Below are 15135 nucleotides of genomic sequence, written 5' to 3'. Positions count from 1 at the left end.
TTGCTATATTATGAGAAACACACTGGTCTTTCGTCTATTGAAAAAGGTATACCGCTGGGCAAGAGAAAAGCTCTATTTCGGCCTTATTCTTCTACCATACGGTCGCAAGAAACATCGCAAGCTGTTAAAAACAACGGATCGTTTAAACAACCACACTTATACATGCTTTTACCGTTCACCTTTACAGCTTGAAGCTTTAACCGGTCCGGTTTTGGATCATATAGCCCCAACAGATAGTAAAACCCTCAATATCCAGATATTTGCAAGCTCCAACGGGGCAGAAGCCTACACTGTGGCGTCTGCGTTAGCCAAAGCTAACCCTAAGCTAAAGTTTAATATACAAGCTTCTGACCTCCACCAGGAAATGGTGGAAAAAGCAGAAAGCAGTATTTACACGCTTCGTGAAATTACACAAGGCCACAGCATACCTCAAGAATTCATACTTCAAACGTTCGACAAGCAGCAAGGAACAGATACCTACTGCGTAAAAGAGCACTTAAAGAGTCACGTTTCGTTTTCAACAGCCAACCTGCTAACAGATGATATTCAACAATCAGTTTGCTCTGCTGATATTATTTTTATTCAAAATGTGCTTTTTCATATGCCACCCACAATGGCCACGAAAGTACTGGGAAAAATCATTCCATTTATGAAAAATAATTCGGTACTTTTTATTGACGGGATGGAGTTAGATATGCGAACAAATATTCTTAAAAACACACAACTCTCCCCCTTAACCTATAAATTGAAGAGTATTTATAATTATTCAAGGAAGCATATCGATGAACGTTGGTGGGGGTATTATTGGGGCTGCGAACCCTATTTCGCACTATCAAAAAATCGAAACTATCGATACGGAACAATATTTGTAAAACACAAAAAAAACGCCAGTTAAGTACGCGCTTCCCTGGACCAAAAATAATTTTTCAGGTGCAGCGACATACGTACATCTTCACTCCCTCTATCTATCACCATCTCTCCCACTCTTTTATAGCCGCTTTTCTTCACACCATTTAGCGACCGAAGATTATACTGATCGACAAACCCAAATAGACGGTTAACACCACTGTCTTTGAGATTTTCCAATAGCTTTAAATGACGTAAAGCCTGAAACCCGTCACCACGGTATTCTGGAGAGGTATACCCTTTAAAGTTGTATATCGTATCGTTTGGCAAATTAATATGAAATCCATCATCGATATGGGCAAGATTATTTCTCCATATCCATGAATAGCCGACAAGATTTTCCTTGTCCAATTGTAGCATGCACCTTGCACTGCCGCGTTCAACACGTTCGATATCAAAATCATGGATATCAAAGTCTTTCACTTTAGAAAACATCTTAAGCTCGTCAACTGTAGCAAATCTGAACACATGATTGGCGGAGGTAATTACAGCTTTCTCATTTGGCTTGGGCTCATCAAGTGCAAACAAAATTTTGTAGCACCGGGAAGGAAAGAAAATTCTTCGGAAGGAGATTTTGGCTGCATGCAGAAAGCCTTGCGACCTGAAGTGCTCACTCAGAAATTGAAGTCTTTTACTGTTCATAAACATAACTCCTAGCCAGTATTTCTACATTTAAAATAATTTATACTAAAAAGCATATTCTCTAGCCATTAGTTAAATGTAGGCCACATACCACTTCCGAAATCATATGAGGGACATTTTTTGTGACGTCATGGCCAATCCACTCATCCAGTGCGTGTACAACACTACCGTCAATCTCTTTGGAGATTTTTTCTGCATACTCGAACGGAACTGTATTATCTCCTTTCGACCATAAAAGAATGGCTTTCGCTTCTATATTTTTTAAGCTGTTAATCCATTGATCATTATAAGAGTCCGTAACGGACATTGCCTGTGCCGCAACACTTTTTGGATAAAGGTATTTAAATAGCGAAGTATTGGCCACCGACAAGGCTACATTTTTTAGCAACCCTTTCTCCAGAAAATACTTTGCAGGCACCCAAAAGTTTAGAGAATTCGTATACCCGGATGGAGCAATTAAAACCAGCGAGCTGACAAAGTCCGGATAATCTGCAGAAATTTGTGCTGCGATAGAACCGCCCATGGATATACCGACAAGCGTTACCCGCTCTAGCCCCTGGTCTTGTAAAAAATGGTATATTCGGTGGGATTGTACCTGCACGCTGAAATCATCTGAGTCCCACATTGATCCAGCATAACCTGGAACATCTAGACTGAAAGTGGTACCACAACCATTAAGTCCAGCAATCGTCTCTTCCCACACTTCGAGGCGTCCGTTAAAACCGTGCAAAAAAACAGTAGTGGTTTTATCGTCCGAATCCCGAACATAGCGAATATTACCTTGCTTAAAAAGCACATGGCTTCCCCTGTCGTTAGGTAATACTACTTGCCGCTTAGGCATAAAATGCCCGATGGAAAAAAGCAATCCGCCGTATCCCAAAAGTCCAATCGAAATAACCGCTATTACAGCTACCTTTAAGCTCACCATTTAACTCCGCTGTATTATTTTGGTCAAGCCATCTACATGCTTTTGGTGAACTGCTGAATGCACCGGGAAGGTCAACAACCGTTCAGAAAATTTGCGTGCACCAGCAGGATTCGGCTCGCCGATAGCCAACGCCGATATACCATCAATTGTGATTAATGGTTTACCATAAAAAGGTGATGCTCCCAGCTTCGATTCAATTAAGTACTTTCTTGTTAACTCGGTATCCACCAAAACGGGGTAACGTAATAACCGACCACACCGTTCGCTAAGAGAAACTGGCAATGAATGCACCCCACCTTCATCCAGCACATTGTGATAATAGGCCTCAATAGATCGATCTTGTTCAATACGCTGGCGCAGGTTTAGCGGTAGAAACCGACGCCTCACCTCATCCATCGAAGTTATTGCTGATAACGAATGATATTTCGTCGCGCCAATATCCAGAAAAGGTAACCGACTGAGAATCCCGTAACCAGTAGGAGTCAAAAATGCGTTGAAAAGTATGCTCTTAAGCCGAAACCCTAATGCCACAACTGCATTGCATTTTTTCGGCGCGCTGAGGCTGTACTCTGCCTGCATCACCTTCAGCTGAGCGGTAAAGATAGTTTTACTCAGTAAGAGCCCGCCGCCCAGCAAGTTGACAGGTTTCCCCCTCCCAAATGAGGTCAATATAAAATCTGCTGGAGATCTTTCTATTTCGAACAAGTACTCTTCAGGAAACCATTGAGCGTTGTCCTCAATTAACGCAATTTCGCGACCGACGAGTCGATCTTTAATTTCCTGTAACCGTTCCCGTATACCAAGAAAGTTTACTGCAACAACTGCAATTACCGCTTCATCCAGCGACATGGATAGTTTGTCGAGATCATAAGAGGGGTCATCGGGTTGAATATCGACCAAGACTGGTTTTACACCGGCAAAAACAGCCGCCGCAACCAGATCAGGACATCCGTAAGCTGGCAATATAACTTTTGGTTTTTTCACCTCCGGCTTCAATGCCTTTGCAGCCAGAAGTGCAAGCGCCAGCGCTGCAGTTCCACAATTCAACCAAGTGCAATCAAAACCGGGGAACGATGGCGCGGTTGCCCTTGATTTAAACGCCAGCACCCGGCTACCCACAGGCGGTATACTGGTTATCATCGTGCAGAAGGCTTCCAGGTGGTCATTCTCGTACCAGAGAAAAATTTGATCGATGCATCAAAAAGCGCAATATTTACCTGAACAAAAAAATAAATGAGTTTTACAACACCATAACGTAAAAGCGAACTATTGAAGTGCGCCGCAATCGCTATACCGTAGAAAACTATTTGGACCAATAATGCCAATTGGTAAAGCTGACCTTCACCTGAGATAAACGCAGAGACCACAAAAAGCACTAATAGCGACCAAGGTACCAACCACCGCATCAACTTATGGCTCCAAACTTGGAAGGAAAAAAGGCCGTACTTAGTAGGATCAAGAACGCCGGGGTGTCTTCGTAAAGCCGTCATACCTCGAATCACAGTCCGTATTTTCCTAGAATACTCTTTTGAAGAGTCCTTTAAATCTTGATAGTAACCAAGAACATCAGGGGCAGTAATTGCTTTATAGCCCAAACGAACTGAATTTAACGCAGTATTAAAATCGGAAGGAGAATGAATATCCCATTCTTGACACACCTCTTTTCTCGCAGCAAAAAATGATCCACTTAAACCAACCAAGCCGGCCAACCTAGATTCTTGCTGCCTCAGCCACATTTCATATTTAACGTAAGCGCCTTCGCCAGGTAGAGATCCATCTTGCGCGACAAAACGATCTTCACTGGACACGGCTCCAATACTTTCATCACTAAAATATGCAGCTAATTTATTAAGAGCATCAGGCGGAATATCTGTCGCGGTGTCTGAGAATACAAGTATTTCACCTTGCGCCACCTTTATTGCTGCCAATTGCGCATTTTCTTTACCTAAGCGCTTAGCCGCACGAACAAGGCTTACCCCCCTATCTTCATAAGTACGGACGATATTATCGGTTCCATCATCCGAGCAATCTGAAGCAACGATGACCTCCAAAGACCCGTGATCATATTCCAATTTCAACGTATTCTCTAGCTTCTTACCAATCCTATCCTTTTCATTATAAGCCGTAATCAAGAGTGATATATTAACGCTAGTACTACTCTTTACTTGCTTACGTGAACCACCACCCCAAAAAACAATAAGCTTAAGGGCAATAGGATAAATAAAGTAGCTATACAAAGTAAAAAATATTGCTATCCAAAATAAGATTACAAGCATAATACCCTCTATTTTTACTAGACTTAGTTTTCAATATACCCAAAACACATGAAGCTCCACTCTAGTTTTATACACTCAAGAAACTATTCTCTTGCCGCTTCTATCAACATCTGGCGAACCGCAGAAGAGTACTCATTTTTATTCAGCCTTTGAATCTCTTTATTGCAGGCTTTGGACTGGCACAACAAGCTTGCAAATACTGCTTTCTGCCCAGCCTTGCTTCTCTTCACCAACTGGTCCAATTTCGCCTGAATATCAGAGTAAGTATAAACGTCCCGCGTTAAGTACCCCCAGAAAACCAAACGGCTATCTCGACCACTACTGACAACATGAATACTTATTTGACCATGCTCCCCTAGCGTTAGATTATCTACATATTTTATTTCGTTATCTTCGCTAAGGTTGTTACTGTCTGAAATCATCTCCTTTCCCTGGAGCTGGTACTGGTATGTTAAAACCAAAATTTGCGCGCTATATTCATCAAAATATTTGCTACTGTATTCCACCTTATCATAGCCATTAAAATCTGGCCTCCAGATATATTCTGGTATAGCTCTTTCCAAATCAAAACTATTTGGAGTCGCCAAGGAAGAGGGTGTATAAGAAGAACTATACCAAGCAAATAGGGGGGCAACCGAAACAATCGCCACAAAGGCAATAGACACTTTAGATGCATACCTTTTTACGCCCAGCCTGGAGAATAATTTCGCTTCTTGAGCTTCACTCGGTAACACACCGATATATCGAGTAAGCACAAAATATACAACCATTACTACTGAAAAAATCAGCCATCCGTAGAGCGAATGTCCCTCTGTAATTAGACTGTGTTCCATGTTTGTAACATTTCCCACTATCACCAAGCCAATAATCCTTACCCAGTTGGCCACCACAGAAAAAGCAACGGCCAAACAGACAATAGTGACTCTGCTAACATAGGAAAACCTATATACAAACGCATAAAAAAAACCAATCGTTGCACCCGTCATTAAATAGTGTAATCCGGCACAGCCTCTCTCTACGCGAAACAACCCTGCTGGAATTTCAATGTATTCTCCGCGAACATAAGCCGGTATATCGACCAACAACAAGAATTTTTCGGTAGCAAAAACAGCCATCGACTGAAGATAAACTACCAGCATATCCCAGATAGGCACTGCACTATAAAAAAGCGCAACCGCAGGTAGAACCGTCTTAGCTAACGATCTTCCCCCAACAATGAGAACCCACGACCAAATGATGGCAGGTAGTAACGCCATCTCAACAATCGAGACCTGTACGTAATGCCCGATATACCATAGCGCGGAAAACAGCAACGCCAATGGCGTAAAGGCTATTGATGGCTGAACAACAATTTCTTGTAATAAACTGATTCTTTTGTAAAATAAGAACATCGCCATTCCAACAGTCAAATATCCGTGGGAATATGCTTTTACTGGATCTGACCAAAACTGATCATACAAAATTAGAGTATGCTGATATACGATCAGCAGCGAACACAAAGATCCTGCAGCAATTACCAGAAAAAAACGCCGACTTGTCTCACTACTGTAAGCTTCCATTTACCTATCCCATTACAACTTGCTTTTTTTCAACAACCATTCTACCCCTCAATACACCATTACTTCGCCATTAATCCATGCCCGCCCCTACTTCATCGAATCACACTATTTGGGAGTCTACGATAAAAGACAAACCTAAACCGCTTTACCGCCTTACGAAAATACCCACAGCTGAATACTCGCTTCACCCATTCATCTTACACCTGGATGAAAAATTTTAGTTCATGGCTTCGTGGTTCAATGTGATAGTACTAGCCGACACTCGCTAATTCAGTCTTCTTTAATTTATGGATATACAAGAAATCCCCCAGTGTAATCGTCTCGTATTTGTCAAATGATTGTGATAGCGGTCGTACTATGACTAAGTCACGATTCGACGCTAACGTCTTCAAGCTGAGCAGCAAGACCGAGAAACATTGCTCAAGAAGCTTGCCACTTAACGACAAACGAACACTTTGCCTTCACCTCTGAACGACGTTACAACATCCGGTAGCCCGATCGAAAACACCATGTGTCTTAAACTAACTACGCTATCTGCGAGACTGTAACCCGTAGAGAAAAAATTAATTGAGCCACATATAGTTGCGGTAGAACATTTTGCAGCCGAGCGGCCACATCTTTAATGACTAATTCAATGAGACTCGTGTCAAATAGGCTAATAACTAGGTCTATCAAGTATTTTTTTAGATTCGTATAACGTTAGCACCGAGAAAGCATCTTAAGATTTCCTCCTCATCGCTTCAAGTCAACTAAACAAACAAAACATGTAATATTATTCGACACACAAGCAACGCTAAAGCACAGACTTTGAATTGTCATAAAAAAAGCTTATCGAATTAACATGTCTTTGTTGTTAAAATCGCCATGATACAAACAAAAAGACATTCTCCGGCATATGCGAAAAGTACTTCATATCCGATGCACCGGTCAACTACTGGGCGCAGAGCGCGTGATCCTGGAACTCGGAAAATTTCTGCCTGAGTTTAGCTATCACCCCATAATTGGCATCCCGGTAGAAGCTAATCTGCCGCGCCCCGAGTTCGCCATAGAAGCGGAAAAGATGGGGTTCGATATAGTCCAGTTCCCCATCAAACACGCTTTCGATATTAGCGCACCGGCACGGATCAGGCGATACATTAATGAGCATAATATTGATGTGGTCCATACCCATGGCTACAGAGAGGATTTTTACGCTCACCATAGCCGGAACGACACGCACCTAGTTGCCACGAATCACCTATGGAAAAGAACCAACCTAAGGTTAAAGCTCTACGCAAAAATAGACGCTTTACTACTTAGATCTTTTGCGCACATTGTTGCGGTTTCAAACGAAATTGCAGAAGAGATGAAAACTATCGGCCTACCAGACAACAGGATTAGCACAATCTCAAACGGTGTCGACCTTCAACGTTTAGTTACGGATAGCAACCTTAGAAACGAACTAGGTATACCCGGCAATAGAATCGTAATAGGCACTCTCAGCAGCCTAACGACCGAGAAAGCTGTAGATGTCGCAATAAGAGCCCTGTCAGATAGTTCGCTAGCAGGTCTTCCAGTACACCTGCTGGTGGTTGGGGACGGGCCAGAAATGGAAAGCCTGCTCTCCCTAACACAGGCTCTTAACTTAAATGGAAGTGTTACCTTTACGGGCCGAAGACAAGACATTCCTGAAATCCTGCAAACGATTGACATATTTGCTATGCCCTCACTAAAAGAGGGCTTACCAATGGCACTGCTTGAAGCAATGGCAGCTGGCAAACCATCAATCGTAACACCTGTAGGCGAAATCCCAACAGTGATCGACCACACTTGCGGCCGGTTAATCGAAGGTGATCCAAGCTCCTTCGCTGAAGCGATTAAGACACTGGCTTCCAATACTGATTTGCGACACACTCTTGGAGATAACGCGCGCCAGAGAATAAGCCTGCGCTATTCGTCACATCAGATGGCCAAGAGTTACGCTGACGTATACAACAAGTTACTCGACCAAGGAAACTCTAAATGAGGGTAGGTCTGTTTATCGATACGTTCAACTTGGGTGGTGCAGAAACAATGGTGATAGACACAGCATCACTGTTAAAAAGTCACGGTCATGAACCTGTACTACTACATTTTGGCAGTTCTTATATACAAGAATTCGCAGACGCCAACCGTATAGAAAATCACACCATACCCAATCACTCGCTTTATAAAAAGACATATAAACTTCCAATTTTTATTTTAAGAACAATTAGTTTTATTAGGAACCTAAAATTAGATTGTCTCCACTCCCACCTGTATAGCCCTATCATCACTATGCATTTCGTATCATCGTTATGTGGTCTACGGCATGTAGGCACACTGCATGATATCTATATGGTAGAGGAGACACCTCGCCGGATACACATGCTATCAATAGTCGCCTTTCTTGGTACACGGTTTGTGGCCGTTTCCAACAATATGCTTCAGTTTTATAGAGAAAGAGGACGTTTTCCTACCAATTCAATCACTTATATTCCAAATTTTGTTAATGAATCTGTTCCCAGCTGTTCCCGAGAAATAACACGCCAGTCACTTGAGCTGAAAGATGAGATAGTTGTGATAAGTGTTGGCAGACTAGTAAACCTGAAGCGCTTTGATCTTTTGATAAAAGCAGCGGAAATTGTCAATACCACCAGCAATATAACATTTTACATTGCTGGTGACGGGCCTCTCAGATCTGAACTTGAATTACAAATTAGTAATTCCAAGTTAAAGGGGAAGGTCATTTTGTTAGGTGAGCGCACTGACGTCATTAATCTGCTCAATGCCGCAGATATTTTTGTTCTCGCTTCAGATACGGAAGGAATGTCTCGCAGTATTTTAGAGGCTATGGCATCAGCGCTACCTATTATTGCAACCGATGTAGGCGGAAATAGTGATCTCGTAGAACCGACAAAAAATGGTTTGCTTATCCCTCCCAATAGCAGTAGCGCTTTGGCTACTGCGCTAAATGAAATAATGGATGATAGCGCACTAAGAATAAAAATGGGCGAAGCCAGCAGAAACAAAGTCAACAGAAGCTTTGGCAAGGAATCATTCTTAAACTCTTATCTTAAGCAATATTCAAAATAGGCGCATATGAAAATACTCTGGTTATCACACCTCGTACCTTTCCCACCCAAAGCGGGAGTTTTGCTCCGCGCCTATAACTTAATAAAAGAACTATCCAAATACCATAGCGTACACCTGTTGGCGTTTAACCAACGATCTCTTATTGAGCCGTATTTCAATAGCTATGAGGAAGGTACAGACATAGCAAAGAAGGAGCTCGAAAAATATTGTGAAAAAGTTTTGTTTGTTGATTGCCCAATGGATAAATCAAAATTTACTAAAATCCTGTGCGCATCAAAAAGTTTATTCACTCAATATCCGTACAATATTAACTGGTTAGCAAGTAGTCGATATCAATCGCTTGCTAACGATTTACATAAATCAGAAAATTACGACCTCATTCACTGTGACACAATAAGCCTCGCCCCCTATATCCAAGCTATCGATAACTGCCTTTTAAGTTTAGACCACCATAACGTCGAATCACATATGCTTTTCAGACGTAGCGGTCTCGAAAAGAATATTTTTAAAAAACTCTATTTTCAACAGGAAGGCAGACGCCTTAAAAGAGTGGAACAAGAATTATGCCCGAAATTTGATATTAACATTACATGCTCAAATTTAGACTCTGAAAGGTTTTTAGATTTTTGCCCGGATGGAAAATTCGTCGACATACCCAATGGGGTAGATATTGATTTCTTTAAACCCGGTAAGGTTAGCCCTTGTCCGATTGGCATCATATTTGTCGGCACGCTCAATTGGTACCCTAATATTAGAGCGGTTAACTTTATAGCCCAAGAAATTTGGCCAAAGCTGATGCTGATAGTTCCTAATGCAGAGATGAATATAATCGGCGCGAACCCTCCGGCAGAATTAATTAGGTACGCATCCAACAACGAACATTTTCATGTTCACGGCTATGTCGATAACATTAATCCCTATTTTGATAATGCTGCAATCTACTTATGCCCTATCGACGATGGTGGAGGTACAAAGCTTAAAATTCTCGACGCCTTCGCTTCAGGGAAAGCGGTTGTCGGCCACCCCGTTACGTTTGAAGGGTTGAATGTGGTCGAAGGGGAGCACGCCCTGTTTGCAACGACCGCCGATGACTATATAAAGCAAATAATGACACTCATGCAAAACCCTGACCTTTGCCAAGCCATTGGTGATGCTGCAAGGAAACACGTTGTTAATAATTTTTCTTTCGAATCTATTGGAAAAAAGCTGGCCGATCAATTCAATCAGTTACCAGCTCGAGAAAGTAGTCTATGTGCGGAATAACAGGGCTAATTGACTTCAATCGCAGCACAAGAGAGCTACACGAAACTGCCTACGCGATGAGCGAACAGTTAACTCATCGAGGACCCGACTCGTTTGGTTGTTGGCACTCTGAAGAACGCCCCATTAGTTTCGCCCACCGGCGCTTAGCTATACAGGACCTAAGTCCGCTGGGCCATCAACCCATGACATCTCGTTCTGGCAAGAGCGTGATCTGCTTCAATGGTGAAATATACAACTTCAGAGAACTCAAAAATTTATTACATACTCAGGGAACTCACCTAAAAGGCGGTTCGGATACAGAGGTTTTGATTGAAGCTCTTGAACTTTGGGGGCCAGAAAAAACACTATCTTTAGCAAAAGGAATGTTTGCATTTGCTTTTTGGGATGTAGAAGAGGCAACTCTTACCTTGGTTCGAGACAGAATTGGAGAGAAGCCGCTTTACTACGCACTCCATAATGGAGTGTTTTTATTCGGCTCGGAATTAAAAGCAATTTTCAGTGTTGTGCCCCCCAGCTCTTTCAATTTGGATTTTAATGCACTCGGCAGTTATTTTCGATTCGGGTATTTCACCGCGCCAAATACCGTATTTAAGGAGTGTAAACACTTACCACCTGGCCACATACTTAAAATCAATTTACTTGATCACGACACTCGTAATATTGACCTAGAAGATTGTCAAACAGCCGCTTACTGGTCGGTTAACGAAGCTATAGAGGAAGGCCAAGCTAATACCTATACCAACGAAGAAGTGGCCATTGAGCACGCAGACAATTTGCTCCACACGATCATAGGTAGACAGGCTATTTCAGATGTTCCACTAGGATCTTTTCTGTCAGGCGGTATCGATTCAACTTTGGTTACATCGGTTTTACAGGCCATTAGCAGTAAACCCGTTGAAACGTTTACAATTGGATTTCATGAAAAGGAATTTAATGAGGCCATCCATGCAAAAGCTATAGCGAATCATCTCGGTACCGCTCATAACGAGCTATATATCTCGGCATCAGACATTTTAACTAACGTCGAAAAACTAACCAATGTGTTTGATGAGCCATTTGCAGACTCCTCTCAACTACCTTCATTAATAGTTAACCGTTTCGCACGAAACAAGCTTACTGTTTGCCTATCTGGCGATGGAGGGGACGAGCTATTTGGCGGGTATAACCGCTATATACAAGGAGCAAAATTTTCAAGATTGATCGCAAAGTACCCCAAGTCTCTTCGCCTAGCTTTATCTCGCCTCGTACAATTAGTACCCACGCAAAGATATGGGCAGTTATATGGGTTTATCAATGCGGTACTAGGACGAAAAGGCTCCGCAAATTTTGGTCTAAAGGCTCAGAAAATCATAGATCTTCTTCAAAGCGATTCACCTGCAGCAGTTTATCAATACCTTTGCAGCTATTGGCAACATCCTACCCAATTATTAAACAATCACATATACGAAACAGATTTATTTTCGGGTTACTCTTTCGAAGATGATTACTTTAAAGCGGCTTCATCGTGGGACCAAAGTTGTTATCTTCCTGGTGACAATCTTGTCAAAGGCGACAGAACATCAATGTTTAACAGTTTGGAACTGCGTGTTCCACTACTCGATAAAGACATGATAGATTTTTCCTGGCGTATCCCCTATACAATGAAAGTCAAAGAAGGAAAGTCCAAATGGCTACTAAGGCAGGTGCTATACAAATACGTACCACCCAGGCTAATTGATCGCCCAAAGATGGGGTTTTCTGTGCCTATTAGTCAATGGATAAATTGTGAACTACGTGATTTAACAGACAGCCTCTTAAATGACGGCTATTTAACCAACCAAGGAATTTTTGACCCTCGACTTGTAACCGAGACCCTCAACCAGCACAGGTCAGGTGCCTACGACCACGGAAATTCGATTTGGACACTTGTTATGTTTCAGAGCTGGTATAAAAATATACTCAGGCAATACGGGTAGGCAGGCGTATTATATGAAATCTTTTTTTGCTAGTATCGCTTGTCGTTACCCATATAATACTCTGTGTAAGACCCTGTTTCCGTACAGCGTACCAATTTTTATGCTTCATCGTTTCCAAAATCGTACCCTAGGGATATCTGGGCATGAGCTGCCCTATCTTCGTTACGTGCTGGAATTTCTGCGTAGAGAAAGGTTCAACTTTGTAAGTGTTGATGATATAGCACACTCGATAAGCTCAGGGGAGCCTTTACCTCCAAAGTCTGTAGCTTTTACATTAGACGATGGTTACTGGGACCAAATCGAGGCGTCGGCACAACTCTTTACTCACTACGATTGCCCTGCAACTTTTTTTGTAACGACGGGATTTATCAATGGAGAATCCTGGTTCTGGGATGCAAAAATTCACTACGTTTTCGACAATATCGCTACTCCGGAAATTCAAAGGTTCCAGCAAAAGTTCCCAGATCTGGCAGGGCGCTCATCAAATAAGTTGAGTGTTATAAAAAACATCATTCAGAAGATAAAAAATAAAAATATTGACAGCATAGACAATACAATTGCTCTTGTTTCTAAAGAGTTCGATATTGGTATTCCTGAAAAGGCCCCAAATAAATACGCGCCAACGTCATGGGATAGGCTGCGACAGCTATCAGATAACGGCCTTAAAATTGGAGCGCACTCGCATAAACACCCCATACTTTCACGAGAAACGGAAGCACGCTCCTATCAGGAAATCGAAATATCCCGAACACAACTATTAGAAAATATCCCTTCGGCATCCAACGTATTTTGTTACCCCGTAGGTCGCTCACAAGATTTCGGCCTGAGAGAAATGGGGTTTTGTGAGAAACTTGGATTCAGTGCTGCAGTTAGCGCCGCCCCCTTTCCAGCTAGTACAAAAGACAAAGATGCGCTTTTTTGCTTGCCCAGATTTGGCTTACCAGATAATTTATTCGATTTTTACCAATATGTCTCGTGCATAGAAAATCTCAAAAATTTAGTACTATCCAGAAAAAACTGCCTTCCCAAATAGGGTCTTTTCGAATATTGAAGCTAGAGGATAAAGCGTTGCAAGATCTCAGAGCTAAAGTTATTTCTGGATTCGCTTGGGAGTCATCAACAAAATTATTTGTTCAGATACTCTCTTGGGTATCAACCATTTGGGTCGCAAGGATTTTGACGCCGTCAGATTATGGCATTGTCGCCATATCTGGGGTATTTGTGGGCCTGTGCCTCAAACTAGCAGGTATGGGCCTAGGAAGTGCTATTGTCAATAAAAAGAGCGTAAGCAAATCGGACTTAGATAATTTTTTCTGGGTATCTAATGCATTGGCAATCCTTGCCTATCTTCTTCTCTACAACCTTTCCCCCTTCATTAGCGAATACTATGAAGTACCAGAACTCAACTCTGTCTTACGAGTTGCTTCCCTCATTATATTTGTATCTTCCCTTAGTATTGTACCAAGGGCTTTGCTCGATAGAGCAATGAAATTTAAGCACACCGCTATTATCAATGGCATTGCCAGCACATCCATTACTGTATCTGCTCTTGCAATGGCCTTTTCAGGTTTCGGCTACTGGACACTTATATACTCTACAATTCTTGGTGAAGTCATTATGGCTGCTGGCGTCTATATTGCCCACCCTTACTTACCCTCTGGATTTGGTTCTTTTGGTAACAACCGCGCATCGTATAAGTATGGTGCTAATGTACTAGGCTCCCGAATTATCGATCATATAAATAATCAGTGGGTTACCATAATTGGTGGGGCCGTGCTTGGTAAAACATTAGTCGGCAGCTATCAGATGGCGCGGACTATCGCTCTCATCCCGTTAAGTAAAATATCTGAGATTATCTTTAAAATAATTTTTGCATCTTTTTCACGAATACAGGACGATATACCCCGTAGCAAGAAAATATTCATACAAATGTATCGATATTTACTATTAGCTTCAGCTCCAATGTTCTCTGGCATAGCACTTGTGTCAGATGAGCTTATTTTGTTGCTACTGGGAGAGAAATGGTTAACGGCATTAATACCGATAAAAATAATTTGCATTTCAAACATCTTTATGATCAGCAACTTCTTTTTCTATAAGGTACTGGACGGATTGGGCCGAAGCGACATTTCCTTAAAGTATCAATTGATAGGTCTTATTGCTTTTCCGACTCTAATTTATTACGCAAGCAGCTGGGGTTTAAACGCCATGCTAATGGCTTGGTTTATAGTGATTCCAATCGGCTTCATCTATCTCACCATGCAAATTTTCAAAGTTCTTGACCTTACCTTATATGAGTTTTTTCAAACCGTTCTACCATCGCTCGCCAGTACCCTTGGTATGACAGCTGTACTTATAGCAATGAATAGCATTCTATTAGCCAGCGAGCTACCATCTGCATACATACTCACATTAAAAATCCTAATGGGTAGCTTTACTTATTTTACTCTGCTTTTGATTTTCTTTAGAAGTAGCTTTAGAGAAGTATTAACCTTGATACGATCAAATTAAAC

Annotated in this window: 12 protein-coding genes; 7 read left to right on the top strand and 5 right to left on the bottom strand. The window is 41.9% G+C overall.

Annotation, left to right across the window (positions count from 1 at the left end):
• The first annotated feature begins 10 nt into the window (after positions 1-10).
• The gene (locus tag H5715_RS16840) at positions 11-895 is read left to right on the top strand and encodes a CheR family methyltransferase (RefSeq protein WP_075186301.1); all 885 of its coding nucleotides are present in this window, start codon (positions 11-13) and stop codon (positions 893-895) included.
• Here H5715_RS16840 and H5715_RS16835 read toward each other — a convergent pair.
• From H5715_RS16835 to xrt, 5 genes are all read right to left on the bottom strand, one after another.
• Positions 892-1548 (bottom strand): hypothetical protein, encoded by a 657-nt coding sequence (locus H5715_RS16835; RefSeq protein WP_075186302.1) that lies wholly within the window; start codon positions 1546-1548, stop codon positions 892-894. The two genes, H5715_RS16840 and H5715_RS16835, sit on opposite strands and share 4 nt — an antisense overlap.
• A gap of 61 nt (positions 1549-1609) precedes the next feature.
• Positions 1610-2476, bottom strand: coding sequence for an alpha/beta fold hydrolase (locus H5715_RS16830; protein ID WP_075186303.1), 867 nt, complete (start codon positions 2474-2476; stop codon positions 1610-1612).
• The gene (locus H5715_RS16825) at positions 2477-3583 is read right to left on the bottom strand and encodes a DegT/DnrJ/EryC1/StrS family aminotransferase (protein ID WP_185906561.1); all 1107 of its coding nucleotides are present in this window, start codon (positions 3581-3583) and stop codon (positions 2477-2479) included.
• 29 nt (positions 3584-3612) lie between these two features.
• Positions 3613-4752, bottom strand: coding sequence for a glycosyltransferase family 2 protein (locus H5715_RS16820; protein WP_075186305.1), 1140 nt, complete (start codon positions 4750-4752; stop codon positions 3613-3615).
• Between the two features lie 83 nt (positions 4753-4835).
• On the bottom strand, positions 4836-6311 hold the full coding sequence (gene xrt / locus H5715_RS16815; protein ID WP_075186306.1) for an exosortase: 1476 nt from the start codon (positions 6309-6311) through the stop codon (positions 4836-4838).
• 895 nt (positions 6312-7206) lie between these two features.
• Here xrt and H5715_RS16810 point away from each other — a divergent pair.
• Genes H5715_RS16810 through H5715_RS16785 form a run of 6 tightly spaced genes read left to right on the top strand, consistent with a single transcriptional unit; the run spans position 7207 to position 15133 of the window.
• Complete coding sequence (locus H5715_RS16810; protein WP_075186307.1) at positions 7207-8316, top strand: glycosyltransferase; 1110 nt, start codon at positions 7207-7209, stop codon at positions 8314-8316.
• Positions 8313-9404: a glycosyltransferase family 4 protein gene (locus tag H5715_RS16805; protein ID WP_075186308.1), complete on the top strand. Its 1092-nt coding sequence runs from the start codon at positions 8313-8315 to the stop codon at positions 9402-9404. The genes H5715_RS16810 and H5715_RS16805 overlap by 4 nt, the downstream gene beginning before the upstream one ends.
• Before the next feature lie 6 nt (positions 9405-9410).
• Complete coding sequence (locus tag H5715_RS16800) at positions 9411-10667, top strand: glycosyltransferase (protein ID WP_075186309.1); 1257 nt, start codon at positions 9411-9413, stop codon at positions 10665-10667.
• Complete coding sequence (asnB, locus tag H5715_RS16795) at positions 10655-12622, top strand: asparagine synthase (glutamine-hydrolyzing) (RefSeq protein WP_075186310.1); 1968 nt, start codon at positions 10655-10657, stop codon at positions 12620-12622. The genes H5715_RS16800 and asnB overlap by 13 nt, the downstream gene beginning before the upstream one ends.
• Positions 12623-12635: 13 nt before the next feature.
• Complete coding sequence (locus tag H5715_RS16790; RefSeq protein ID WP_075186311.1) at positions 12636-13655, top strand: polysaccharide deacetylase family protein; 1020 nt, start codon at positions 12636-12638, stop codon at positions 13653-13655.
• 35 nt (positions 13656-13690) lie between these two features.
• Positions 13691-15133 carry a lipopolysaccharide biosynthesis protein gene (locus tag H5715_RS16785; RefSeq protein ID WP_139309812.1) on the top strand — a complete coding sequence of 481 codons (1443 nt, stop codon included), beginning with the start codon at positions 13691-13693 and terminating at the stop codon, positions 15131-15133.
• Positions 15134-15135 lie beyond the last annotated feature (2 nt).

It is taken from the genome of Teredinibacter haidensis (assembly GCF_014211975.1).
GTDB classification, from domain to species: Bacteria; Pseudomonadota; Gammaproteobacteria; order Pseudomonadales; family Cellvibrionaceae; genus Teredinibacter; species Teredinibacter haidensis.
The sequence above is the reverse complement of the archived record's forward strand: the minus strand, read 5'-3'. Positions and strand labels throughout refer to the sequence as shown.